We start from the raw sequence: 26,077 nt of genomic DNA, 5'->3' as shown, positions 1-26,077 counted from the left end.
TCTCACATTTGAAATAAAGTTTAATCTTACGGATAGATAATAATTTTTGAGTCAAATGAGTAATAACCTAGGTAACACTCCTGTTTATTATCCAACTTTATGATTCAATCCGTAGTGCCCTTCGGAACGCTTCGGACAGATCGGCCCGTGAATGCAATTAGATAAAAGCAAAGCCTGATGAATAATCTTAATGCAAGTGTTTAAGATTAGCTTCGCTGATCACTTCGTGTTGCCCGCAGGCGTTAGAATGGCGATCAATCGATTGGCGTTTGTCGTCCTGAGGAATAATTTGTGGTATAAAATCAATATGATTGACACATCTAATTGAAATAAACTTCTCCAAGGATCGTTATTGCTGAGAAGGCTTTTCCAGCCGATGAAGCGATCTTTATAGCGAGGATCATTAGCATGAAAGATTGCTTCACCGTTCCTCTTCGCAATGACCACTTGTTTAGGCAGTCTTTGAATGGTAGCGTAGTCGAAAGATTTTTAAGTAAAAAATATAATTACGACACCCAACTTTGTGCGCTTAGCGCCTTATCTTTGCACGCTTTGTGGTTAAACCAAAATCAATTATTTCAATTCTTCTAAACCCAATTTTATCGCCAACTCATTCAGGTCTTTTACTACTACATCAATAATCGGAATGCCGCTGATTTTTCTTTCCTGTTCAAATTCATGTTCAGGTTCTCCGGGGATGATTACTTTTTTGTCAGCGTCTATTGTTTTTGCACTTTTAAAGCGTTCTATCCAATGATCTAAATGATCCTTAAATTCTGTAGCAGGTCTGAAGCCATCTACACGCATAGCGCCTAAAAAGTGGCCAAGTCCTTCGCCAACAGGATTGGCAGAGGGCTCTAAAAATGCTACAAAAGGGGGTACCCACGGGCCATAATTTGCGCCAGACAATACCGCTGATAAAATATCAACTGTTGCACTCAATCCATAACCTTTGTGGCTACCATGGGCTGCATCGCTTCCTAAAGGAAGAAGCGACCCTCCGTTTTTTAATTCGTTAGCGTCAGTAGAATTTTTGCCATCTTTATCCTGAACCCAACCATCGGGAATGCTTTTATTGGCACGCTGCGCAATTTCCAGTTTTCCGTTAGCTGCGGCTGCAGTAGCCATATCTACAATTACCGGTGGATATTTGCCCGCAGGGAAAGCATAACACATGGGGTTGGTCCCCAATAACCGTTCGTTGGCATAAGTAGGTGCAACCAAAGGGCTTGCATTGGTCATACTGATGCCGATCATATCTTTTTCTACCGCCATTAAAGCATGGTAACCTGCGATGCCGAAGTGATTGGAATTTTTAACGGATACCCAGCCGCTGCCATATTTTTCTGCTTTTTGGATAGCAACCTGCATCGCAAATGGCGCCACAACCAAACCCAGCCCTGCATCGCCATCTACCGTTGCTGTAGTAGGCGTTTCATGTACAATTTTAATGTTCGGGTTGGCGTTGATTCTTTTCTTTTCCCAAAGACGTACGTAACCACTTAAACGTGCAACGCCATGCGAGTCGATTCCTCGTAAATCTGAGCGGATCAAAACATCGGTCGCTAAATTAGCATGCTCATCAGAACAGCCCATTTTTTTAAAAACACTAAATGTAAAAGCCCTGAGCCTGGTTTCGGTAAAGGTGATGAAGTTCATTTTATAATATTTGTCGTCACCCTGAATTTATTTCAGGGTCTTTTCAATAGATGCTGAAACGAGTTCAGCAGGACGAATCTAAAAATAAATTACGGCAATAAAACCGTAAAATCGCCGCCCAATGGTTCAAAATTTTCTATGCATGACGAAAGGAAATCTTCTCCGTAATTTACATACATGGGTGCAATATTTAAGATCCTTTCCTGCAAGGTGCCATTTGGGAAAAGTCTTTTCTTTACGTTATCAATCTGTAGCAAGGCCATTTCATGTTTCCTTTTCTCTGCCCTGAATAGTTTCTTTTCGAGGTTGGCCAACAAACGGTTTGCTCTTTGCTTTGCCGTATCGGCAGACACAGAGAGTGTTTTATCTATTTTATAGGCATTTAACTTAATCTGGTCGAAAATGCTGTTAATGGCCCGGGTTTCATCGGCTAAGCTAAGCTGGGCAGTTGTATTCCGTTTTACCCAGATGTTTTTCAGTTCTTCCACCGGAAGGAAAATATCTTCCAGAGAAAAGCCCAGTCTGTACAGATTTTCAGCACTTCGTTTGTCTATCAGTAAAGCCGAATTGCGAAGCAGCAACACCGGGAAATCTACTTTGTAATAATCGAAATTGGCTTTTAGCTGCATCCAGTAAGCCACTTCAGCACCTCCTCCAATGTAGGCAATGTTTGGCAAAATTACTTCCTGGTACATGGGGCGCATTACTACATTAGGGCTAAACCGTTCAGGGTGAGATTCGATTTCGGCTTTTAATTCTGCTTCTGTAAAACTAATTTCGGTATGGTTAACAACATATTTGCCATCTTCAAAAATCAAGCGTTCGCGGAGATTATCGATCAGGTAAAAGAAATTAATATCGCGACCGTTAACCTGTGTTTTATAACCCAGTTCTTCAAGATTTTTAGAGCTATTGTCGATATTTTTTGCACTGTTATGCTGAATAATATCTTCGGTAATGATATTTGCAAATTGCTTTTTTAATTGAGTATCATCTGCATTTACAATCACCAAGCCATATTTCTCAAATAAGTTATTCACTAAAAACCGGGTGGCATCGGCTAAATTATCATGTTGCAAATAGGCCTGCTCTACCAGTTTCGCTATCCGTTTTCCATTCTTCGAGATACCAAGGTATCCCTGATATGCGGTTACTGCTGCGGCAACTGTTTTAGTACTTAGTCTTCCGGTTGCACCATTGGTTTGCTGGATCCAGCTGATATTTTTTTCATCAACACTTACATGGTTGATCTCTTCAAAATCATGATCCTCGGTCGCCATCCAATAAACCGGTACAAAGTTTTTTTCGGGATGAGCCATTTTTAACTCGATGGCTAAATTAATAGTCGTTACAATTTTATAAATAAAATAAAGCGGACCGGTAAATAAATTTAACTGGTGGCCGGTAGTTACCGTGAAGGTATTATCGAGGGCTAAAAGTTCTATGTTTTTGCTAACCGATTTATTGGGCTGTAAATGCCGATATTGATCTTGCAGAACCTGAACTAAAGTATTCCGGTTTCCAAGGAAATTTCTATGCTCCATTGCGCTGGCTAAACCGGCCATATCTGGGCGGTAACTATAAAAAGCTTTAAGCTGCTCTTCGTCGTTAATATAATCTAAAACCAGTTTTGAAAATGATCCGGTTTCGTGATAGGAAATATATTTTGCCTGCATAATGAGCGAAAGTAGTGCAATTTAAGGATAAATATAAAGTCGAGCCACTATTTTACAATTGTTAAATAATTTCATTGCGAAGAGCTTCCGGTTTCACTGTCTAAATTTTTTTGGTAAAAAAAGATACGCTGGATGTTAAAGCAGTTACTGATGATATTTAACCAGATGGCGGTTGATATGAATGTATCCATTTGGGATTATTTTTACATATTAAGACTGCATTAGTCTGGTTTTTTGGCGGCAGCAATTAAATCAACATCAACAAGTTCTAAAGATTTAACCATATCCTTAACTGTCTCTTTATACTTTTTAAAATGAGCTGTGGTGATATGCTTTTGGTATGCAGCAGTATCGGCATAAATTTCAAGTATGGTAACATGTGATGGATTATTTTTGTCGGAAACGGCATAATAGGTTAATACACCCGGCTCAAGCCTAATGGCAGCAGTCATTTGTTCTTTTAGTGCACTATTATATTTATCTAATTGCAATGGGTCAACTTTAATTTTGGCTAATCGAATCATTTGATTTTTTTTCTGCGACATAGCATTTTTGCTAAATAAAAGTGTTAGCATAAATAAGATAACTATAAATTTCAGCAAGTCAATTTGTCTTATTTGCATTTTATAAATTGATTGTAGGGTTTTCATCATTTAAATTAAATTAATTTGAATAATCAAAGCCTGAGAGCTGGTTTCGACAATAAAATTAATAATATACGCTCATGTATTGATTAATGCAAAAAAAAAATGGCAAAAAAAAGCCGGTTTCGAATAAACGAAACCGGCTTGTAAAAATATTTGGTTTAGTGTTTTACCATTTTTTACGGCGTTCGCCACTTCCACCTTCACGGTTTCCGCCCTCTCTACGTCCGCTTCCACCTTCTCTGCTTCCACCTTTTTCATCACGGCTGCGACCAGAAAAATCTCTGAAACCGCCACCGCTGTTTCCGCCTTCACGTCTTCCGCTGCCGCCAGAACTTCTTCTGTCGCCACCACCACGGTAACCACCGCCGCTTCTGCGTTCTCCACCGAAACCACCGCCACGTCTTTCACCGCCACCGCGTCTTTCGCCGGCACCTTCGCCACGACCGCTATCTCCGCTTTTCTCGATACGGACCTGGCGGCCGTTAAATTCAACAGATTTAAAGCCTTCAAAAACTTTGTCAGCAACGGCATCTTCCACTTCAAAGAAAGAGAAAACACCTTTTAAATCAATTTTACCAACGCTTTTGCCACCAATTTTTCCGTTATTACAGATAAATGATAACATATCACCGCGGGTAAACTCATCTACAGAACCTAGGTTGATAAACAAACGGGTGTAACCTTCGCTACCACGTCCGCGTCTTTCGCCACGTTCACCTCTTTCACCACGGTCATCACCTGCAGCAGCATTTAAGTCCGGAGCTTTGGAATAATATTCCAGGAAACGGTTAAATTCTAACGAAGCAAAACGTTTAATTACATCCTCTTTAGATAAATCTTTAAATTCATCCATAATACGCGGGATGTACTGATCAATTTGTTCTACGTTAACTTCTACATTATGTACTTTATGTACTAATGAAAATAGTTGTTTTTCGCAAACATCAAATCCTGTTGGTAACTCAGCTTTGGTAAATTGTTTACCAATAATGCGCTCCAATTGACGGATTTTTCCAACTTCTTTAGAGTTGATGATACAGATGGAGATACCGGTTTTACCTGCACGGCCGGTACGGCCCGAACGGTGGGTATAACTTTCAATTTCATCTGGTAAAGAATAGTTGATTACGTGTGTTACGTTGTTTACGTCGATACCACGTGCAGCAACATCAGTAGCAATTAATAACTGCATGTTACGCTCACGGAAACGTTGCATTACTTTATCACGTTGTTGTTGCGATAAATCGCCGTGTAAAGCATCAGCATTGTAACCATCTTTAATTAAATGCTCGGCAACATCCTGGGTATCTAATTTCGTTTTGCAGAAAACAACACCAAAAATATCCGGGTTAAAATCTACAATACGTTTTAAGGCAGCATATTTATCACGGGCACGAACGATGTAATATTCGTGTTCGATATTAACGTTACCTGTGTTTTTTGTGCCCATGGTTAACTCTATAGGGTTATCCATATAGTTTTTAGCTATACGGCGAACTTCTGCTGGCATAGTAGCCGAGAATAACCAGGTTTTTTTGTCATCAGGAGTGGTTGATAAGATGTCGTTGATGTCGTCCTGGAAACCCATGTTCAACATCTCGTCAGCTTCATCAAGCACCACATATTTAACATTTGAAAAATCAATGGCTTTACGGCCAATGATATCCAACATACGGCCGGGCGTGGCCACTACGATCTGAACGCCTTGGCGTATTTCGCGTAGTTGTTGCATAATGTTCGCGCCACCGTAAACGGCAACAACGTGGGCATTAGCAATGTTTTTAGAAAAGTTTTTAAGGTCGTTAGCGATCTGCAAGCATAACTCACGGGTAGGACATAAAATCAATGCCTGTGGTTTATTAACTTTAAAATCGATTAGTTCTAACAGCGGCAAACCAAATGCGGCTGTTTTTCCTGTTCCTGTTTGGGCCAAACCAACAAAATCATTAGTGCCTTCTAACAGTACAGGAATACTTTGCTCCTGAATCGGCGTTGGATTTTCGAATCCAAGGTCCTTTACGGCATTAACGACGTCATCACTTATCCCCAATAATTGAAATGGGTTTGTCATTCGTCTATTTATTTTTAATTGAGCCGCAAAGGTACGATTAATATTTCGTATTTCGCAGAGAATCAAGTAAATAGTTTTTGGGCTAAATGTTTGGAAATAAGGAAGAAATGGAAGAAGAAAAAACGGGAATTGGAAAATAGGGGTTAATATGACGCGAATTGCTGCCTGTAATTCTTTTAATAAACTACCGATGTAATTTCAATGGTCGGATCTGAAAGTCTATCAGGAGATCTTATCCAATTGCTCAAACGCAATTTTTGGTTTATCCAGCCCTTAAAATTTTATCTATCGTTTTACCTTTAGCCAGCTCATCAACCAATTTATCTAAATAGCGCACTTGCCTGGTCAGTGGATATTCAATTTCTTCAATTCTATAACCACAAATTACACCGGTAATCAAATGCGCGTTGGGATGTATGGTCGCATGCTCAAAAAAATCCTTAAAGGTTGTTTTCTCCTGGATACATTTTTGAAGTTGTTCTTCATTATAACCGGTTAACCAGCTAATCACCTGGTGTAACTCTTCAACAGTTCTTCCTTTTTTCGCGACTTTTGTGACGTAATGCGGGTAAACTGATGAAAAAGTCATTTTAGCTATTTTTTCATTTTGCTCTGGTGTTACATTCATCTTATCCGTTCCAAATACCGTGGTTTTTAAGATAAAGTGCTAAAATTTATTAATAAATCTATCTATCCGCCTTTTGTTCTCCTGTTGCAGTAAAGACGGATACAGGTTCATGAGCACATTTACAGACATCATGATGCCGGCAGATTTAAATTTTAAATTGTACAATGCAAAAAGTGCAAAACAGGTTACAAAAATAAATGCCACTAAATGATCAATTTCGGATGTTGTCATTTCAGCACGTAATTTAATTAAATCAGCTTTTTCAATTTTGCTTTTCAATTTAAGTTTTTGATTGAAAAATTTGAAAAAGGTGTTTTTTACAATCCATTTGAAAAAATGCATTCCAATAATTTTATTTAGTTTTTCACTTTTAATAAAATTAAGGTGGTTTAAGTGATTGTTATAAAAGTCAGTTTTTTTAATGAAAGCATTTATCAACATGCCAACAATCCAGGATATGAAGACAATTGAAAGGCTGAAGGATAAATATTTTAAGTTCATTTTTAAATTAAACACTTAAACAAGCTCTGAAACCCCTCGCTGCGTAATAGGATTCTGCCCCATTATGGTAAGTGAAAACTTTCCCGTAGCGGTAGTCGCAAAACAATGCGCCCCCCAGCTTTCTGATATCTTCAGGTGTTTTGATCCAGCTCGAGCTTTTGGTGTCAAACTTGCCAAATTGCTGCAGATAATGATATTGTGTTTCGGTTAAAAGTTCAACTCCCCATTTATTTGCCAGATTAATGGCGCTATCTTGTGGTTTATATTCTTTTCTTGAGGCCAGCGCTTCGGCATCATAACACAAACTTCTACGTCCTTTTGGACTCTCAGCAGCGCAATCGAAGAAAAGATATGCACCTGTTTTTTTATCAAAATCAACTACATCCGGTTCACCGCCGGTTTCTTCCATTTCATTTATGGCCCAGAGTTTCTGCGGATTGGCTTCTAACTTATTGAGTATATTCAGCCATTCCAATCCATTATGCCGGTTCATGTTTTTTTCGAAACGGCTCTTTAGTATGTCAAGCAACGCCTGAGTTTGATCTCCAGATAACATCCGATTCTTCATTCTGAAATTAATTAATTTACCTCAATCTTTCAGCCGAACGGATCAGCCTTTCGTCTTTATTGATGCCGAAAATAGCCAGTACAATAAACAGAATAGTTACCGCTGGCAGGTAAGCTCCAATACCAAAACTGGCACCTTCTATGCCACCAGGAAGTTCTTTTACGTAAATACTGCACCAAAAAGCAAACCCTGCAATAGCCGCAATGGTAAATATTGCAATCCGTTTTTGTTGAGTTCGTTTTTTAAATCTAAAAATGTTAATAAAGCACAATAATATCAGTACCGAATGCGTAATGATTAATGGCAGGAAAACATCAACATTTAATACCTTTCCGGTTTTTCCATTAACAAAATAATGCAAGCCATTTGTGAATATTTGATTTTCATCACCATTGACAACTTTTGTTGCAACTGGTAAAAAAAGCATTAAAATAAGTGTTAGGGTTGCTAAAAAAAGCCAGACAGATTGTATTCTTTGTATCATGAATGTAAATATATTGGAACAAATCTAGCCTTTTTTGATAAAAGAAAGAAGATTAAAGTTACCGGATAGGTGTAGAGAATAATAATAGCGTATTATTATGGTTTGCCTAAAGATTTTGTATTAATCAACCCAACTTCAAACACTTAACTCTGCCCTTTGCCCTTTGCCCTTTAAACTGTACTTTTGCATCGCTTTGAATAAAAAAAGGTATTTCATCCAATTGGCATATGATGGCAGCTTGTACCATGGCTGGCAAATTCAACCTAATGCAATTACTGTTCAGGAATTGCTGGATAAGGCTATGACTATCGTTTTAAGACAGCCTATCGAAACATTAGGCTGTGGAAGAACGGATGCCGGGGTGCATGCCACAGATTTTTATGCCCATTTTGATGTTGAAGATATAGAAGAGCCTAAGGTTTTGAATGCTATTACCGGCATCAATGCCAAGTTGCCTTATCAAATTGCAGCAAAACGGATAATACCGGTACATGATGATGCCCATGCCCGCTTTGATGCCACAGCACGTGCTTATAAATATTATATCCACTTCGAAAAAGACCCTTTTAAAATCAACAGGTCTTGGTTGGTAAAAGATCAGCTTGATGTTGAAGCCATGAATGAGGCTGCAGCTGTTTTATTAAGTTATACCGATTTCTCCTGTTTCAGCAAATCGAATACCCAAACGTTCACCAATAATTGTAAGATCACTAAAGCCATGTTTGAACAGCAGGAAGGCGGTTTGGTTTTTACCATCCAGGCCGATCGTTTTTTGCGGAATATGGTCAGGGCCATTATGGGTACCTTGGTGTCGGTGGGTAAAAAAGAAATAAATTTAGCTGCTTTTAAAACAATAATAGAAAGTAAAAACCGCAGTAAAGCCGGGCAATCGGTACCTGCATGTGGTTTGTATTTAGTAAAGATAGACTATCCGTATTTGGGGTAGCTGGCAGTTAGGCGTTTGAGGTTAACCTTCACCATACACCATGAAAAAATGAAATTATTAATTTACCATTAAACCTTTTTAAAATACATTTTCAAACCCTAAACCCTAAACCCTAAACCCTAAACCCTAAACCCTAAACCCTAAACCCTAAACCCTAAACCCTAAACCCTAAACCCTAAACCCTAAACCCTAAACCCTAAACCCTAAACCCTAACAATGGCAGTTACAGGCGACGTATATAACACCGGATTACTGAAACGTATTTTTAAATACGTAAAGCCTTACCGTACCGTGTTTGTATGGTCGGTTATTTTAACCATTTTGCTGGCGGCCATTTCGCCTGTTCGTCCGTTTTTGATCAAATACACACTCGATCATTATATTTTAAGCGGAAATTATTCTGGCCTGGTAAACATGACCATGTTAATGACTTTTATGCTCATTTTGCAGAGTGTAATCCAATATAACCACACGCTTTTAACCAATACATTAGGCCAGTCTGTTATCCGCGATCTGCGGATCAATGTTTTTAACCACATTACTAAGTTGAGGCTTAAGTTTTTTGATAAAACACCAATAGGACAGCTAATTACCAGAACGGTTTCGGATCTGGAAACCATTGCAGATATCTTTTCGGAAGGTTTAATTTCGATGATTGGCGACAGTTTGCAGGTGGTGGTTATTGTGGGCGTAATGTTATATACCGACTGGCAGTTGAGTTTGGTCGTGCTTTTGCCCATTCCGCTGCTGATTATGGCTACCCGGAAATTTCAAAAAGCGATTAAAGTCGCGTTCCAGGAAATCAGGAACGAAGTTTCTAACCTGAATACCTTTTTGCAGGAGCATATCACCGGAATTTCTATTGTGCAGTATTTTGCCAGGGAGAAACAGGAATACAGAAAATTTTATGCTATTAACAAGCGTTATCGCGATGCCAATATCCGCAGTAACTGGTACTATTCTATTTTCTTCCCCGTAGTTGAGCTAATTTCGGCCATGTCTTTAGGCTTATTGGTATGGTACGGTGCAAAAAGCATTCTTTCCAAACCTTTAGATGTTACTCCCGGCACCATTACACAGTTTATTATGTACCTCGGCATGGTTTTTACGCCCATCCGCCAACTGGCAGATAAATTTAATACCCTGCAGATGGGTATGGTGGGTGCCGAACGTGTTTTTAAAGTTTTAGATACCGACGAAACTACGCCAAATAATGGCATACAAAAACCGGCTAAACTTGACGGTAACATCAGGTTCGAAAAAGTTTGGTTTGCTTACAACGATGATCAATATGTGTTAAGAGATCTCAGTTTTGAAGTAAAAGCTGGCGAAACCGTTGCCCTGGTTGGTGCAACCGGTGCCGGAAAATCTTCTACCATTAATATCCTGAACCGTTTTTACGAAGTGAAAAAAGGAGATATTACTGTTGATGGCATCCATATTGAAGATTTTGAGCTTGATTACCTGAGAAGTCATATTGCGACCGTACTGCAGGATGTTTTCCTGTTTTCAGACACCATTTTAAACAACATCACGCTTAACAACCCCGAAATTACGATCGAAGAAGTGATCAATGCTTCAAAAAAAGTGGGTGCGCATGATTTTATTGAACGTTTGCCTGGTGGTTATCAGTATAACGTGATGGAAAGAGGGGCTACACTTTCTGCAGGTCAGGCGCAGCTGATTTCCTTTATCCGTGCGTTGGTACACAATCCGGCTATCCTGGTTTTGGATGAAGCTACTTCATCGGTAGATACCGAAACCGAATTGCTGATCCAAAAAGCCATTGATAATTTAATGGAGGGCCGTACATCAATTGTAATCGCACACCGCTTGTCAACCATTCAAAAGGCCGATCAGATTATCGTGCTCGATAAAGGAGAAATCAAGGAAAAAGGTACACATCAGCAGTTGTTAAAATTAAACGGTTATTATAAAAAACTTTACGATCTGCAGTTCTCTTCTAAAGGGATTGCCAAAGTCTGACAGACATATCTGTTTTGAAACTTAGATAAACTCTTTTAGGAATTTTTGCGCATTAATTCTTGTATGAGGTGATTTACATAATTCCTCAAAAATGATTATGTTTGGTTTCGCAACCCAACTAATCATTTGAACATCAAGAGAAATTGTGTGCATGATCATGCCCTTTTTGACTTATTAAAGCAAGGAGATGAGGTTGCATTTAGCAAAATTTACAATCTTTATTGGGTAGAACTTGAAAGTGAAGAATACTAAATAACCAAAAAAGTGCCGTTTGTACCTGTCTTTAAGAAATTAAGTTGCAAGGCGGCTATTTCTTAGCTACGATGCAGATTTACCAAAAATCAAGATGCAATTACAGAGGTTTTAATATCGTGACATTTTAGTTGGAAAGTTAAGAAAATATTAATTAATTATGCCTGCACCCAAAGTTAGTAATGTTAGATAATTGACGTAAGAGGTAAAATTTTTAATGAAAAGAATATCCAATGTATTTCTTAAAAAAAATAAAAAATTATTAATAATTTTTTATTTTAGGGAAGTTTAAATTGATCAAATTAACGCTCTCCTATGAAATCTAGCCTTGTGAAATTTTTAATTTCTAGCTTATTAGTTCTTTGTTTTTTTGATTATGCAAATGCCCAGGAAAACATTATTTATGAAAAAATTCAAAATAAAAAAGCTGATAAAGGAAAATTCGTACCACTAACTAACCTTTTTTCCAAGGGGATAGACAAGAGATATAATGTAAAAGGAGTTAAAAACATCAATGATGTTGAGTTTTTTGACTATTCGCCTAAAAATTTAGAATCATTAGGTGAAAATTTGCTTCTTATTTTACCGCTTAGAGCAGGTAACATGAATTTGGAGTTAATTGAGGTGCCTGCTATATTCTATAACTTTAAAGTAGTTACTAGTGATAGGAGTGAATACCAAAGAAATAAAAAAATACGGCATTACAGAGGAATTATCCAAGGAGATAAAAATAGCATTGTAACAATTAGTTTTATAGATAATGAAGTTATTGGCCTGATATCAAATAAAAATGGCAACTTTAATCTTACTTTAAACCGTAATACAAAGCAGTACACTTTTATAAAAGATACAAATTCTGTGGATAAGAGTTCTTTCAATTGTTTGATGCAAAACAAATCGAAGCAATACGATGCAAAAACTCTTCAAATACGGTCAAAAACATCTGTGAATTCAGATAGAAAATGTGTCCGCTTTTATTTAGAAACAGAATACGATATTTTTCAAGACTTTGGTAATGTCGGTGATGTGGAAGCATATATTAGTGCAATGATGAATCAAGTATCAGCGCTTTATGAAAATGAAAATATCGAAACCAGTATTTCAGAAATCTATATTTGGACCACCCCGGATCCCTATACTGGTACAACTACAGATGATTTACTTAATCAATTTCAAAATCACACGAACTCTATTAATGGGGACTTAGGTCAGTTACTTACATTTAGAAACGTTGGTGGTGGTAAAGCCGCGGGTTTTAATGGGCTGTGCAATTCAAATGTTGATGAAAAGCTTTCTGTAGCGGGTATTTATAATTTTTTTAATCAAATTCCCGCTTATAGTTGGACCGTTATGGTAGTAACTCATGAATTTGGTCATCTATTTGGCTCACATCATACTCAGGCATGTGTGTGGAATTGGAATAATACAGCTATTGATGGATGTGCGAGTAGTGAGGGTGGGTGCTCAGATGGTCCAATGCCTACTAACGGAGGAACCATTATGAGTTATTGTCACTTATTGCCAAACATTGGAATAAACTTTAGTAACGGATTTGGTTCTCAACCAGGTAATGTCATCAGAAATTCTGTAGTTTACGCTGCATGTTTAAGTGAATGCTTTACTGGAGAAATAAATGGGAAAATCGAACTTTGCGATTCAGAAGTATATTCAGTTAGTAATATACCGGCTGGGGCGAACATTACCTGGGGAACTTCAAATATGAGTGCGGTCAACATTTCGGGTACAGGGAATAGTGTTACAGTTATAAGGAATAATTCATTTAATGGAGAAGTCGTGATAACGGCTACGATTTCCAACTTGCCATATGCACAAACTTACGTGTTAAGGAAAGGGGTACAAGTTGGCGTGCCAAATGTTAATTATTCTGGGCGAGTATATTTCAATATGGGTATACCAAGTAATCCTCTCAATCTAAGCCCATGTGAATATGGGGGGAGAGGGAATTTTGAATATTTGGATGATTTAGGAAATTCTTCCGAATTGACTGGTGGGTATGAATTTGAGGTGGTTAATGATTTAAATTGGTATTTTGATATGTCAAGAAGTCCAATTGGCGATTTTGAAATAAACCCTGCCTTTGTTGGTACTTTATCTGTTCCTGTTCGTGTTAAAAACAATTGCGGTTGGAGCCTAGATTATTTCTATTTGGATATTAATGTGCCATTTTGCTCAAACAATCATAGGTATACAATATATCCAAATCCGGTCTCACAAGAACTCTACATAAGTAGTGAAAATATCAATATAGCAAGCTCAAAAAATAGATTTAAAGCTAAAACAAATAATTTTGAGGTAAAACTTTTAGATAATAAAGGGAATCAACTTAAAAAAGGCAAAACTTCTGCTGTAGCGGGGAATGTTATTTTAGATGTTTCAAGTCTCCCCGATGGTATATATTTTTTGCATATTTTCGAAGCTAAAGAAGTTATTAAAAAGCAAATTATTATTAAACATTAAAGAGCCGATCTGAATTTATAAAGATTAATTCAAGTGAAGGACGTCCTTTTTGGAAAGGTATTTTTTTGGATATGAATTAAAGGTAGTTTTACTTTAGAGGGCTAGCTCAATTCGGTAAATCAGTCTATTAGTTGAAGTTAAAATTAGTGACTTTGCCAATCAAATTCACTATTAACCCAGTTGAACGAAAAAAAGGTTCCATTTGGCAGTACCAGTGCAGGCTGCGCTATTTTGGGTGGTTTTTATTACAGCGGCGAAACCGGTGGCTTAACCTCTGCACAGGCATTGGCAAATCCGTACCATACCAATGTTACCCTGTATAATAACGATTTTCTGAAAGTGCCTTATTTACAAAATGTAATTACCGATCAGCATTATTTAACCCGAGATCGTGAAGGAAGATCGGTGGTGTTTTTAGGGAGGATTAATAAAGATTTTTCAGTTCAGGCTAAATGTATTGCTGTAGACGAGCGTACAGCTGTGTGCATTGATAAAGACGGAATGGCTAAAGTTTTTGGTGATGATTCCGTAACCAGACCTTACAGTTATGCTTACTTCATCTCTTCCGATGCCGGTAAACAACCAGAGCAGTTCGAAGCAAACCAGAAAGTAAATTGGAACAATAACGAAAAAGCTGTTTCTGTTTACGAAATTCAGGCCTCGGTTAATGGTGGTGGAAGTTTTAATGTTGCTACCTTTAAAGCAAATGAGGCCAGTGGTGGAAAATGGTATGCATGGTGGATCGATAACGGAGTTTTAAATAAAAAAGATCAATAAAATAAAATGAAAGCATTGAAATTATTTGCGGTATTACTGTGTACTGTGTTGGCATTGAATGTTGCAGCACAGCAGAAAAAATATGTAATGGTGATCCACGGTGGTGCAGGTACCATTTTAAAGAAAAACATGACGCCAGAGAAAGAGGCTGCTTATGTAGCTGCGTTAACAAAGGCTTTGCAGGCCGGTTATGCAGAAATTAAAGCAGGAAAATCCAGTCTCGACGCTGTTGAGGCAACGATCCATGTTTTAGAAAACGATCCCCATTTTAATGCAGGTAAAGGGGCAGTTTTTACGCACGATGGCAGAAATGAACTGGATGCCGCCATTATGGACGGGAAAACCCTGATGGCAGGTGCCGTTGCGGGTGTTACAACTGTTAAAAATCCCATTTCGGCAGCAAGAGCGGTAATGGAAAAATCGGAACATGTAATGATGGTGGGTTCGGGTGCCGATCTGTTTGCAAAAGATGCGGGACTTGAAATCGTAGATCCTAAGTATTTCTGGACAAAGGAACGTTGGGAAGGTTTGCAGGAAGCCATTAAAGAAGATTCTACCAAAGCAGTTTTAGATCATGGCAGTAAAAAATCAGGATTGCTTGGCATCAAAAACCACGATTATAAATTCGGTACCGTAGGCTGTGTGGCTTTGGATAAAGCAGGTAATCTGGCAGCGGGTACATCAACAGGTGGCATGACCAACAAAAAATACGGACGGGTAGGCGATGCGCCAATTATTGGTGCAGGTACTTATTGCAATAACGAAACTGCAGGAATTTCGTGTACCGGTTGGGGCGAGTTTTATATCCGCAATGTGGTAGCCAAAACCATTTCCGATTTAATGGAATATAAAGGCATTTCGGTAACCGAAGCGTCGAAAATGGTTTTGGATAAAGTGGGCAAAATGGGAGGAGATGGTGGTTTGATCGCTTTAGATAAAAAAGGCAATGTGGCTATGCCATTCAATACCGAAGGCATGTACCGAGGCACCATCACTGCCGATGGTAAAATTGAAGTAAACATTTATAAATAATGAAGAAGCTATTTTTGATGGCATGGCTGGCCGGCCTTTCGCTGATGGCAGCTGCGCAGGGAAAGGCCAAAGGTAAGCTGTTTATTATTGGCGGAGGCGACCGATCAGATGCTTTGATGAAAGAAATGCTGAATACGGCTTCACTGAAAGCGAACGATTATATTATTGTGCTGCCCATGGCCAGTGAAGTACCCGATGTGGGTTTCGGGACAATTTCTACCCAATTAAAAAAGCTGGACAACAGAACAATCAGGAATTTTAACTTTAGCAAACACGACGTAAACGATAAAAAATGGATCGATTCCCTTACTGGGGCAAAACTGATTTATATTTTAGGTGGCGACCAAAACCGTTTTATGAAATCGGTACTCAATACCCCGGTTTATACTGCTATTCATAAAGCCTATCAAAATGGGGCAACCATTGCCGGAACAAGCGCTGGCGCTGCGGTAATGAGCAAATACATGATTACCGGCAAACAGCTTTTGGATACCGTTTACAAAGAAACCTTTAACAAATTATGGGATCAAAATATCGAATTTGCGGAAGGAACGGGGTTATTGCAAAATACCATTATCGATCAGCATTTTTTAAAACGTAACCGTTATAACCGCTTAATTTCTGCTTTAGCCGCCCATCCCAATTTGGTTTGCATCGGTATTGATGAAAGCACGGCCATCATTGTTCATGGCAATAAGGCAACCGTTGCAGGCGAAAGCCAGGTCGTTCGTTTGGCAAATCCAAAAGACATCAAAAAAACAAATAAAGGGCTGTTAAAATTTAAACAGGCCGATTTTGGTATTTTTACCGCAGGTGATGTGATTAACATTAAACCCTAAAACAGATATGAAAATGGCCGGTTACGCATCGGCCATTTTAAATTAAAAAAATATTATTCAGCGAGCAGCAGTTCCATCATTTTTTCTGCGGCCACCCGGCCTTTCAGTTTAAGTGTTGGCCTTGGCGTGTCATCACCTACCTCATAAGTTAATGCTTCGGCATTCAGAACTCTTCCCATCCAGCTTTTGGATACATTTCCACCATTTGGTGAAGGTTTGATATTGGGCTTAAAGCCGGGGATCGATTCACCAAAGGCCTTGAGCCATTTAAGGGTAAAGCCAGGCCGGTTAGTTTGCCGCAGTGGCTGATCTTCGTTCGTGTAAAACACATCGTGATAAGTTGAATGAAAATCAATACCGAAATATACTTTTGCCTGCTGCCGGTCAACTTTTTTCAGAATATAATCCCTTACACTTTTTGTTTCAGGCTGGATAAAATTTTCCCAATCTCTGTTTAGGTCTACCCCGGCAATATTATGCCGCCAGTTTCCTTCATCAACGCCATCCGGATTGATCATCGGAACGAGTACAACTTCATAAGCTTTGCGGAAACTGCGGGCCAGAGCAGATGAACTACTCACCGTTCTGACGAACTCCTGCATGGCCATATAACCGGTCACCTCAGGGGGATGTTGTCTGCTGAGGATAACAATAAGCTTTTTTCCGTTGCTTTCAGTAATGCTCAAAGCGTTAATGGCTTTCCCCAGTATACTTTTGCCAATCTCCATCCGGGTTACAAATGGCAGTTTAGCCAGGCTATCTTCCCACTGGTATTCATCATGACTATTCATCAATTCCTGAGCCGAAACCAACAAAGAATCGGCACCTGCCTCCAAACCAAAGCTGGCAAGATTTCCATCTTTGCTCACCTCGATAGGTTGCACATCTTTCCATGCGCCATTTTTTAGCTGGAGCTTCGGATCGTAACGATGTTTGGTGCCGACATAGGTTAACTGCAATATATAACGGCGTTGATGAGCCGACCATATCTTAAAGGCATACCAGGGACTTGGATTAACGGGTGTATTTTCGGGCTCGATGAGCAGTTTAAAAGTACTGTCGTTCAGCTGCATCACCTGGTTTAATCTTGCTCCGGCAAAAGTATTACTGAAGGCAACAGTGCCCTGGTTGAAATCAAAAACTTTTCTTTGCTGAAACCCGATCGAAGCCTTAGGGACTACCTCTTGTAAAGCTGTTGCTGTAGCCTGGATCGATCTGGATTTGCAAGACAATAATATATTCAGCATTAAAAACTGAATAATGAACATTCTGGATAATTTACTCATTACACAATCATTTATCAAAGGGCTACCCAATGGGCAGCCCCTATCTGGAGGTTAATTATGGGTTCTGATCTTCAGGGCCTATCGCTTTATTCACGTCAATCTCGTCTTGAGGGATTTTGTATTCCCATACATTACTTCGAGAAGGCTTAGGCTTTGATAAGGTAAAGGCAATATCAGTATAGGTTACCGTACTGCTTACACGGGGATTATCCATCCCGTTCCGGTTAAGTTCACTGTCTGTTCTTTTGAGATCGTAAAAGCGGAAACCTTCACCCCAGAGTTCAATCCTTCGTTGAATCATGATTTCATCAATCAGGTCATTTCCGGTTTTTGTTGATAAAACATAAGATGGATTTCTGCTCACGGCCAAAGGGTAAAGTGCTGTTGCGGCGGCAGCATCCTGTCCGCTTCTGGCAAGGGCCTCTGCTTCAATCAGGTACATTTCTGCCACGCGCATGAAAGGAATATCTCCTGCACGGCTGTTAACATCCTGCACCTTAAACTTACGGTGCATATATTTAATTACCTTCACACCTGATGCCGGTGCATTGGTTGCGGCATCAATGGCGCCTGGAAAATTCACCTTATCAGCAGTGGTACCGTCCCACCATAGTTTTTTGCGGATATCTGTACTGGCAATCTTAGCGTATAAAACGGAATTGATCATTTTCGGTTCCAGCCTGTTCCAAGAGGAGTTGAAGTTGGCCGAAACATAAGAATAAAATGAACCATAAGTAGGAACCTGATCTGCGAGCTGATTGGCGCCCCACATCCATTCTGTATTTGCGATTTGTGTGAATCCACCCAGGTAGTCAGCATTACTCATTAAGCTCAGTCCGGTACGGGCTTCTTTGGCCATCTTCGCTGCGGTACTCCAATCTTGCATCGTAAGCGCTACACGTGCTTTAAAACCTTTGGCCACATTGAGGTTTACGTGGGTTTTGGCCGGTCTGGCTACCGCGGTTGAAAGCAAGGAAATAGCCTGATCTAAATCGGCATTAATCTGTTTGTAAACATCCTCTACGGTTGAACGTGGCTGGTCAACTCCACTGTTGCTGATAATAATAGGTATGCCAGCCTGGGTATTCTGTTTTCCGGCCTCATAGCGCTTACCGTACAGCTGAACCAGGTTAAGATGACACCAGGCCCGAACCGCAAGGCATTCGCCTTTAACAGCTGCTTTTTCATTTACAGGACCTTCAATCTTATCGATGTTTTCGATAATCATGTTGGCATTGCTGTTGATGCGATAATACAGAATGTAAGGAAAGGCCGCCAAACTTGTTGCAGCGCTGCGGTGATCTACCCAGCGTAAAGCCGGTTTAAAATAGCTATAAGTATTACCCGACCATACAAAATCTTCGCCCATGGCGTCCATATTCAGCATCATGGCCCCGTGAGCATCCTGCGATTGATTCGAAATTTGGAGGTACATCAGTCTATACATACCATTAACGGCCAGTTTGGCATTCGTTAAAGATTCAAAGGCGGTAGTTTGGGCCACCTGATCGGTAGGGAAGGTTTCTAAAAAGTCTTTTTTGCAGGAGGTAAGCAATGCCGTAATAAGCATGAATACCGGTGTGAGTTTGAAAATTTTCATGTATATGATATTATAGCGTTACGTTTAAACCTAAAGAAATAATCCGTGTTGGCGCATAGGTATAGCCTGTATTTCCATTAAAAGCCTGAGAAGGATCAAAACCTTTCCGGTACGATTTCATAAAAAGGTTTTCTCCCGTGACAAAAACTCTGGCATTATTGATGGCTATTTTTTTTGTAAATGTTTTAGGCAGGTTATAGCTAAAGTTAGCGGCTCGTAAATACAGGTAGGAAGCATCAACCAGCCATTTATCACTATCGTACATGGTTGCTCCGATGGCCCGCCTTGGCACGGTTGTAATATCGCCGGGATTTTGCCAGCGATTCAAAGCGTCAACATGAAGGGCCCGCCCATATGTTCCGTTATGCATGAGCGACTGGTAATCATTGTCAAACGAAACACCGCCCACCTGGTAGATGAACCTGAAATCCAGCGAGAAATTTTTATAGGTAAAAGTATTATTGATACTGCCATAAAAATCAGGAATGGCAGAACCGGCATAATGATATTGCGCACTGCTTCCGCTGGTGGTTACTACGGTTCCGTCGGCCATCGTTTTCGTTGAGGTGGCAGCAGGTCCGGCAACATACAGTTCTGATCCCGTTTCCGGATCAACACCATAATAATCCCTTAGCCAATAATCGTAACGGGATTGGCCCACCATGTATTTTTTGGTTCCATCAATATATTCATCGAATGGCAGTTTAGAGATTTTATTGTTGATGGTCGTCCAGTTGATACCAATATTCCAGGTGAAATTTTTGGTTTTTACCGGTATGCCGTCCAGCTGGATTTCAATCCCGCGATTGTACAAACTACCAAAGTTCTGATTTTGAGTTGTTAAACCCGATGATAAGGCCAATGGAACGTTAAACAACAGATTATCCGTATAGCGGTTAAAATATTCAACACTTCCTGAGATCCGGTTTTTTAACAAACCAAATTCAAGGGCAACATCCATATTGTCGTTAGATTCCCATTGAATTTTCTCATTTCCCAATGCCAGTGATTGTTTAATTCCGGCTTCATTTCCGTTCTTAAATCCAGTATCATAAAAGGTCTGATAAAGATAATAGCTGCCCAGATCATCAGAACCTACCTGGCCGTATGATCCGCGGATTTTCAGGTTGTCTACCCAATCCACTTTAAAAAACTTTTCTTTACTGATTTGCCAGCCGGCGCCCACCGACCAGAAATTACCCCAGCGGTAATCAGGTGCAAATTTGGAGGAACCATCTGTACGATAAGAAGCAGATAGAAAGTAGCGCCCATCAAAATCATACTGCATCCGTCCGAAATAAGATTCAATACGGTAGTTATCCTGATAAGATGTTAGTGAAAGTATGTTAGCGAAATTTCTCAATTCGGTTGAACCACTTACAATTTGTCCGGCTGCACTGCCAAAATTATAATCGTAACGACGCTGATAAGATTCGTGTCCGGTAAGTACATCTATGTTATGTCTGCCAATGGTTTTGTTGTAATTTAACAATTGGTTGATGTTGATGGTACGGGTTGTAGAATTGGTCCTGTTGCTCCGCCCGTTCGAGGTAAGTCCGTCTCCGATCTTCGGACTGTCGAAAACGTTAAATTTGTAATTGTTTAAATCTAAGCTAAGATTGGTGGTAAATTTAAAGTTTTTGAGAAAAGAAATCTCTGCATAAGTTCTGCCACTTAAAAAATTGCGTTCGGTGAAATTATCGTTGTATTCTGTTTCTGCGATCACGTTTCTACCTGGTGCTATTGGGCGCGTATAACCTTCATCATAAACTTTATTGCCAGATGCATCCAAAATGTAACTTCCATCCGGATTGTGTTTATGTACCGCGTAGATAGGTCCGAAAATCAGATCAGTATAAAATGGATTTTCCCAGATTCCGCTATCTTCATTACCTACTTTTGTTTTCTGTACAGATCCCGAAACATTCATCCCGGTTTTGATCCATTTATTAACCTGAGAATTCACATTTACCCGGCCACTGTAACGATTAAAGTCAGTTAAAACCGAATAACCTTCATCCTTGAGATAATTAAGAGAAGCAAAAAAATCACTTTTATTTCTGCCGCCCCGGTAGTTTAGATTATACTCACTTCTCAAACCGGTGCGGCGTAGCGCATCACGCCAGTCCAGATCTTCGGGATAAATCAAACTGGCTTCAGGATTAATTCTTCCATCGGTTAGTACAATCTGGTTGTCTGGTACATTAAATGGGTTTGAAACGAGCGCACCCGAAATATTATTGGAGGCCTGCGTGTTGGCAGCATCTAATGTTGCACCGCCAGTTACCAGGCTGTTTCTCATAGATTCCCATAAAAGCGGATAATATTGAAAGGCATTTACCTTTTCGTAATCGCTCAATCCACGCGAATTTAATCCCTGGGTAGTTTTTACGGTTAGCGTGGCCGGACTATCTTTCCCTCTTTTAGTGGTGATGAGGATAACGCCGTTGGCTGCCCTCGAACCATACAAAGCAGAAGCCGAAGCATCTTTTAACACGGAGATGCTTTCCACATCATCGGGATTGAGGTTGTTCAAAGCGCCTTCATAAGGTGCGCCATCTACCACATACAAAGGATCTGAGCCTCCGTTAATGGTGCCAAATCCCCTGATCCTTACGGCCGGACCGGCACCTGGCTGTCCGCTTCCGGTAGTGGTTTGCAAACCCGGAGCAGCGCCTACCAGTGCGACACCCAGATTTGATATGGGCCTGGATTCAATTTCTTTTGCGCTAATTGTAGAAACTGAATTGGTCAGCGCACTTTTCCGGACGGTTCCATAAGCCTGAACAACTACTTCTTCCAATTGCTTGTTTTCGACCGTGAGCTTAACGTTAAGTGTATTTGAGGAACCCACCACAACTTCTTTTGCAGTGTAACCCAAATACGAAAATACGAGCGTGTTTTCCCCTTCGGGAAGGTTGATGATATATTTGCCGTCCATATTGGTGATGACGCCCCCGTTTTTTCCTTTAACCTTTACCGATACGCCGGGTAAGGACTGGTTATCATCCTGTCCGGTAACGATACCGGTAATGACCCGGTCTGCCCTGATGGCAGGAGCCATAGTTTTGGTATTGACGATAATGGTGTTTTCTTCAATAGCATAATTCAGCGGCTGGTGATCAAAAATGATAGCAAGGAGTTTGTCCAGATCCAGGTTTTTAACCTGGACGGATACGGGCCTGGATTGAGATAAAACCTCGTTGCTATAAATAAAATAATAGCCGGTTTGTTTTCTTACTTCTTTAAAAACCGTTTTCAGGCTGGCATCTTTTACTGATAAACTTACTTTTTGTGCCATGGTTTTGGCACTGAGCTGAATAGATAGGCAAAAGACGATGATTGTTGTAAATTTCATGACCAAAAAAGCTTTAAACGCATAACTTCTTCTCTTTTGTTGTTTGGTGGTTTTGGGCATAGTTGTGCCCGTTTCAGATTGTAGACAATCTTTCATAAGTTTGTTTGGTTTTAGGTTTGTAGAGCTGTTGATAATTTTATAGCCCAAAACTGCTGCCTGCAGCTTTAGTGAAATCCCGTCCGGCAGCCACCAGGCGGGATTTTTTTGCTATGGGTATGCCGGTTTATCTATCTCATGGTGTTTTGCTTTGTTTTACTTCTATTGTTTTATTGTGGATATTGAATTCGATATTTCCGGCCGCCTGTAAAAGTTTCAGTAATTTCGACACCTTGTTGTTACGGCTTAATGCTCCATTGAATTTAATACCAGGTATTTTCCCGATATACTTTACGTCTACATCGTACCATCTTTCAATCTGGCGCATCACTTCAGGGATACTGGCATCTTCGAAAATAAATAACCCGTTTTTCCAGTCCACCACATTGTCTACATCCACATATTTAACGCGTATTTGCTCATTTTTTGGGTTAAATACGGCCTGTTGCCCGGGCAGGAGTATTTTTGAATGCCTTTGCCTGCTTAGTTTTACCGATCCCTCCAACAGCGTGACTGCCGAATTTTCTTCATTCGGATATACATTTACATTGAAATGCGTGCCCAAAACCTCTACTTGTGCTGCACCACTTTCTACAATGAAAGGTTTATGCTCGTTTTTTGATACTTCGAAGTAAGTTTCGCCGGTTACCTTTACCTTACGTTCATTTCCGTTAAAGGTTGATGGAAAAGTAATAGACGATTCTGCATTGAGCCATACCATTGTTTTATCAGGTAACATCAGTTTAAAATGGCCACCCCTTGGTGTGCTTAGGGTATTAATATAAATCTTCTCCGATGCAGAATTTTGTTCTGCCATATATGCCAATGTCCCCTGGTCGCTTTTGCTGATTTCTACCGCCCCCTGTGTAGTCAGTATCCCGTTGTGCCTATCGTCCAGTATAATTTCAGAACCGTCGGCAAGCTTTAAGATAGCTTTGTTCTTTCCAGGAGCAAGGTCCTTTTTCTGAACATTTATCACGTTGTGCACAACGTCAGACTTATGATATCGTCGATACCCAAGATAAACCATCATCACCAGCGATGCTGCAATAGTCAGCTTCTTTCCGAAATTAATAATCAAACCGAACTTCGATTTTTTCTGCTCGTTTTCCACGATCTGTTGATACATGTGATCCCAGTCTACATGATTAGCGGTTACATCCGGTAGCGTTTCTTTTTCCGATTTTTTCATAAAATCATCAAAAATGGGCTTGTATTCGGCGTTATCCAGGTATTCGAACAATTCTTTGAAATCAGCTTCAGAGATGCGCTTGTCCAGATATTGCATCAATAACTCGTTAATTCTTTGTTTAATGTTTTCGGGCATGATGTTTTAGGTAAATTTGGTTTAACAGATAGACTAACTGCAGCAGCTAAAGGACCGCGAAAAAAAAATATTTTTTTTTACGGTCCTTCTATTCGTAGAAAAAGTCTATAGCTAATAAACCACAAAAAATGTCTTTAAGAACACGGATTTACATTATTGCGCTATTGTTGAGCAGCTTAGCTTGCCAGGGATCAGGCATTGCCAAAACATTTTCATTGCAAGACAGCCTCGCAATATATCAGCCTGGTAAAAGTTATACCTTTAAGGTTGAATCAGCTATTGGCGAGTATGCTTTAGCCATCGAATATATTGCAGGTGATGCCGCCTCAAAACTGATCCTTACCTCGCCGCATGGTGGCAACCTCAAGCCAGAATTTATGCATACACGTAGCAAGGATTTTGTGTCAGCAGCAAATGAGGTGGATTACGGCGATACTGAAAGTTTTTCTGCAGTTTCTGATTCGAAAACACTCGAACTCACATTAGCCTTAGCGGAAGAAATCAGAAAAGCTACCGGATTGCGCCCGCATGTTGTGCTTAACCATCTGCACCGGAGTAAACTGGACGCCAATAGGGCCCTGTCTTTGGCGGCGCAGGGCGATAAAAATGCGATAGCAGCCTGGAAAGCTTTTCATCAATATATAGATGATGCCAAATCTCAGGTTGCTAAAAATGGTCCGGGATTGGTTTTGGATATCCACGGGAATGCGCACCGGCCACAGCGCACAGAGGTAGGATTATTATTGAGTGGTAAAGACTTTGGAACTGGCGATCTCGAAAAGCTGGCCGATAAATCGAGTGTACGGGCTTTGGTAAGATCGGGTAGGGCCACTATGAAAGAACTAACTACGGGAGATACTGCACTCGGCACGCTTTTAAATCAAAATGTATTTACGGCAACACCATCCAAGGCCTATCCCAATCCGATAGATGCAAATGCTTTTCCCGATGGGAGGTATTTTAATGGCGGTTATAACACGGCGAGGCATGGATCCCGGTTTTCCGGAAATATCTCTGCCATTCAGTTAGAATTTAACTCGGATGTACGGATGAACGATAAAAGCAGAAACGATTATGCAAGAGCTATTGCGAAGTCAATTATCGGGTTTATAAATAAATATTTTAACTAGCATTTACATCAAGAAATAAAACAATAGGCTGGAAATACTGACATTGATGTTGTTTTCGGCAAGATAATGGCGGAGGTATTTCAGTACATCTACGATCACATTTTTTACCCGGCTTTTGGATAGTCCAACCTGGATGGCAATTTCTTCATGGCTCATGCCATCTATCCTGCTAAGTTTAAAAATCTGTTGCTTTTGCTCTGACAGGTTGGCCAGACCTTTTTTGAGCAGGAGCTCACTGTCCCGTAAATCGGTAAGATCGGCAATATCATTCTGTTCTAACTGCATGTTTGCCCATAGCTGTGCCAGGACTTTCTGATTTTTTGCCGCCTGGTTAAGGTAGGTATAGGTTTTATTGCGTACAATGGTGTAGATATAATTGCGTGGATGCTCAATGTTGGGAAGTATATCCCGTTTTTGCCAAATGGTACAAAAAGTATCCTGCACAATTTCTTCAGCATCAGCCCTTGAGTGCACAAACCTGACCACAAAACTATATACCTTGTTTTTATACAGATCAAAAACATGCTTAAAGGCGTAGGCATCGCCTTCGGCAATTTTTTGCAGCAATATCTTTTCAGCAGATAAATTATACACGGACATGAATGTTTGCTAGTTTGGTTTGTTGGATCGCTAAATATATGAATTACCGGACAATAAATCCACCTTTGTAAGCCAATTTAACAAAGGAGTTTTGGCCGTTATCAAAATCTGCCATAATTTCGAACGCACTGAGGGG

General features: G+C 39.9%; 20 protein-coding genes. 7 read left to right on the top strand and 13 right to left on the bottom strand.

Annotation, left to right across the window (positions count from 1 at the left end):
- Window positions 1-573: 573 nt before the first annotated feature.
- The 8 genes from ABEG20_RS13055 to ABEG20_RS13020 form a co-directional block, all read right to left on the bottom strand.
- Complete coding sequence (locus tag ABEG20_RS13055; protein WP_406823773.1) at window positions 574-1,659, bottom strand: Ldh family oxidoreductase; 1,086 nt, start codon at window positions 1,657-1,659, stop codon at window positions 574-576.
- A gap of 89 nt (window positions 1,660-1,748) precedes the next feature.
- Window positions 1,749-3,335: a bacillithiol biosynthesis cysteine-adding enzyme BshC gene (bshC, locus tag ABEG20_RS13050; protein ID WP_406823772.1), complete on the bottom strand. Its 1,587-nt coding sequence runs from the start codon at window positions 3,333-3,335 to the stop codon at window positions 1,749-1,751.
- A 221-nt stretch (window positions 3,336-3,556) separates the two neighbouring features.
- The gene (locus tag ABEG20_RS13045) at window positions 3,557-3,988 is read right to left on the bottom strand and encodes a putative quinol monooxygenase (RefSeq protein WP_406823771.1); all 432 of its coding nucleotides are present in this window, start codon (window positions 3,986-3,988) and stop codon (window positions 3,557-3,559) included.
- Between the two features lie 160 nt (window positions 3,989-4,148).
- Window positions 4,149-6,053: a DEAD/DEAH box helicase gene (locus ABEG20_RS13040; RefSeq protein WP_406823770.1), complete on the bottom strand. Its 1,905-nt coding sequence runs from the start codon at window positions 6,051-6,053 to the stop codon at window positions 4,149-4,151.
- A gap of 262 nt (window positions 6,054-6,315) precedes the next feature.
- A complete protein-coding gene (locus tag ABEG20_RS13035) occupies window positions 6,316-6,642 on the bottom strand; it encodes a DUF2200 domain-containing protein (protein ID WP_406823769.1) in 327 nt (108 codons plus the stop codon).
- A 78-nt stretch (window positions 6,643-6,720) separates the two neighbouring features.
- Window positions 6,721-7,122 (bottom strand): hypothetical protein, encoded by a 402-nt coding sequence (locus tag ABEG20_RS13030; RefSeq protein WP_406827398.1) that lies wholly within the window; start codon window positions 7,120-7,122, stop codon window positions 6,721-6,723.
- A 67-nt stretch (window positions 7,123-7,189) separates the two neighbouring features.
- The gene (locus ABEG20_RS13025) at window positions 7,190-7,750 is read right to left on the bottom strand and encodes a DUF4256 domain-containing protein (RefSeq protein WP_406823768.1); all 561 of its coding nucleotides are present in this window, start codon (window positions 7,748-7,750) and stop codon (window positions 7,190-7,192) included.
- A gap of 16 nt (window positions 7,751-7,766) precedes the next feature.
- On the bottom strand, window positions 7,767-8,234 hold the full coding sequence (locus tag ABEG20_RS13020; protein ID WP_406823767.1) for a DUF4293 domain-containing protein: 468 nt from the start codon (window positions 8,232-8,234) through the stop codon (window positions 7,767-7,769).
- A gap of 193 nt (window positions 8,235-8,427) precedes the next feature.
- On the opposite strand from ABEG20_RS13020, the gene truA reads away from it, so the two are divergent.
- From truA to ABEG20_RS12990, 6 genes are all read left to right on the top strand, one after another.
- The gene (gene truA, locus ABEG20_RS13015) at window positions 8,428-9,180 is read left to right on the top strand and encodes a tRNA pseudouridine(38-40) synthase TruA (RefSeq protein WP_406823766.1); all 753 of its coding nucleotides are present in this window, start codon (window positions 8,428-8,430) and stop codon (window positions 9,178-9,180) included.
- A gap of 216 nt (window positions 9,181-9,396) precedes the next feature.
- Window positions 9,397-11,166 (top strand): ABC transporter ATP-binding protein, encoded by a 1,770-nt coding sequence (locus ABEG20_RS13010; protein WP_406823765.1) that lies wholly within the window; start codon window positions 9,397-9,399, stop codon window positions 11,164-11,166.
- Window positions 11,167-11,733: 567 nt separating this feature from the next.
- Window positions 11,734-13,896, top strand: coding sequence for a M12 family metallo-peptidase (locus ABEG20_RS13005; RefSeq protein WP_406823764.1), 2,163 nt, complete (start codon window positions 11,734-11,736; stop codon window positions 13,894-13,896).
- Between the two features lie 180 nt (window positions 13,897-14,076).
- A complete protein-coding gene (locus tag ABEG20_RS13000) occupies window positions 14,077-14,673 on the top strand; it encodes a hypothetical protein (RefSeq protein WP_406823763.1) in 597 nt (198 codons plus the stop codon).
- A 6-nt stretch (window positions 14,674-14,679) separates the two neighbouring features.
- The gene (locus tag ABEG20_RS12995; RefSeq protein WP_406823762.1) at window positions 14,680-15,705 is read left to right on the top strand and encodes an isoaspartyl peptidase/L-asparaginase family protein; all 1,026 of its coding nucleotides are present in this window, start codon (window positions 14,680-14,682) and stop codon (window positions 15,703-15,705) included.
- The gene (locus ABEG20_RS12990) at window positions 15,705-16,544 is read left to right on the top strand and encodes a cyanophycinase (protein WP_406823761.1); all 840 of its coding nucleotides are present in this window, start codon (window positions 15,705-15,707) and stop codon (window positions 16,542-16,544) included. The genes ABEG20_RS12995 and ABEG20_RS12990 overlap by 1 nt, the downstream gene beginning before the upstream one ends.
- Window positions 16,545-16,597: 53 nt before the next feature.
- Here ABEG20_RS12990 and ABEG20_RS12985 read toward each other — a convergent pair whose 3' ends face one another.
- The 4 genes from ABEG20_RS12985 to ABEG20_RS12970 form a co-directional block, all read right to left on the bottom strand.
- Window positions 16,598-17,830, bottom strand: a complete 1,233-nt coding sequence (locus ABEG20_RS12985) for a M14 family metallopeptidase (RefSeq protein ID WP_406823760.1) — start codon at window positions 17,828-17,830, stop codon at window positions 16,598-16,600.
- A 55-nt stretch (window positions 17,831-17,885) separates the two neighbouring features.
- Window positions 17,886-19,430, bottom strand: a complete 1,545-nt coding sequence (locus ABEG20_RS12980; RefSeq protein WP_406823759.1) for a RagB/SusD family nutrient uptake outer membrane protein — start codon at window positions 19,428-19,430, stop codon at window positions 17,886-17,888.
- A 10-nt stretch (window positions 19,431-19,440) separates the two neighbouring features.
- Window positions 19,441-22,884 (bottom strand): TonB-dependent receptor, encoded by a 3,444-nt coding sequence (locus ABEG20_RS12975; RefSeq protein ID WP_406823758.1) that lies wholly within the window; start codon window positions 22,882-22,884, stop codon window positions 19,441-19,443.
- A 136-nt stretch (window positions 22,885-23,020) separates the two neighbouring features.
- The gene (locus tag ABEG20_RS12970) at window positions 23,021-24,211 is read right to left on the bottom strand and encodes a FecR family protein (RefSeq protein WP_406823757.1); all 1,191 of its coding nucleotides are present in this window, start codon (window positions 24,209-24,211) and stop codon (window positions 23,021-23,023) included.
- A 128-nt stretch (window positions 24,212-24,339) separates the two neighbouring features.
- Between ABEG20_RS12970 and ABEG20_RS12965 the strand changes: the two genes are divergently transcribed.
- Window positions 24,340-25,341 (top strand): hypothetical protein, encoded by a 1,002-nt coding sequence (locus ABEG20_RS12965; RefSeq protein WP_406823756.1) that lies wholly within the window; start codon window positions 24,340-24,342, stop codon window positions 25,339-25,341.
- A gap of 3 nt (window positions 25,342-25,344) precedes the next feature.
- Here the strand turns inward: ABEG20_RS12965 and ABEG20_RS12960 are convergent, their stop codons facing one another.
- The gene (locus ABEG20_RS12960) at window positions 25,345-25,941 is read right to left on the bottom strand and encodes an RNA polymerase sigma factor (RefSeq protein ID WP_406823755.1); all 597 of its coding nucleotides are present in this window, start codon (window positions 25,939-25,941) and stop codon (window positions 25,345-25,347) included.
- Window positions 25,942-26,077: the final 136 nt, after the last annotated feature.

The sequence above is a fragment of the Pedobacter sp. KACC 23697 genome, assembly GCF_045348445.1.
Classification (GTDB): domain Bacteria; phylum Bacteroidota; class Bacteroidia; order Sphingobacteriales; family Sphingobacteriaceae; genus Pedobacter.
The sequence above is the reverse complement of the archived record's forward strand: the minus strand, read 5'-3'. Positions and strand labels throughout refer to the sequence as shown.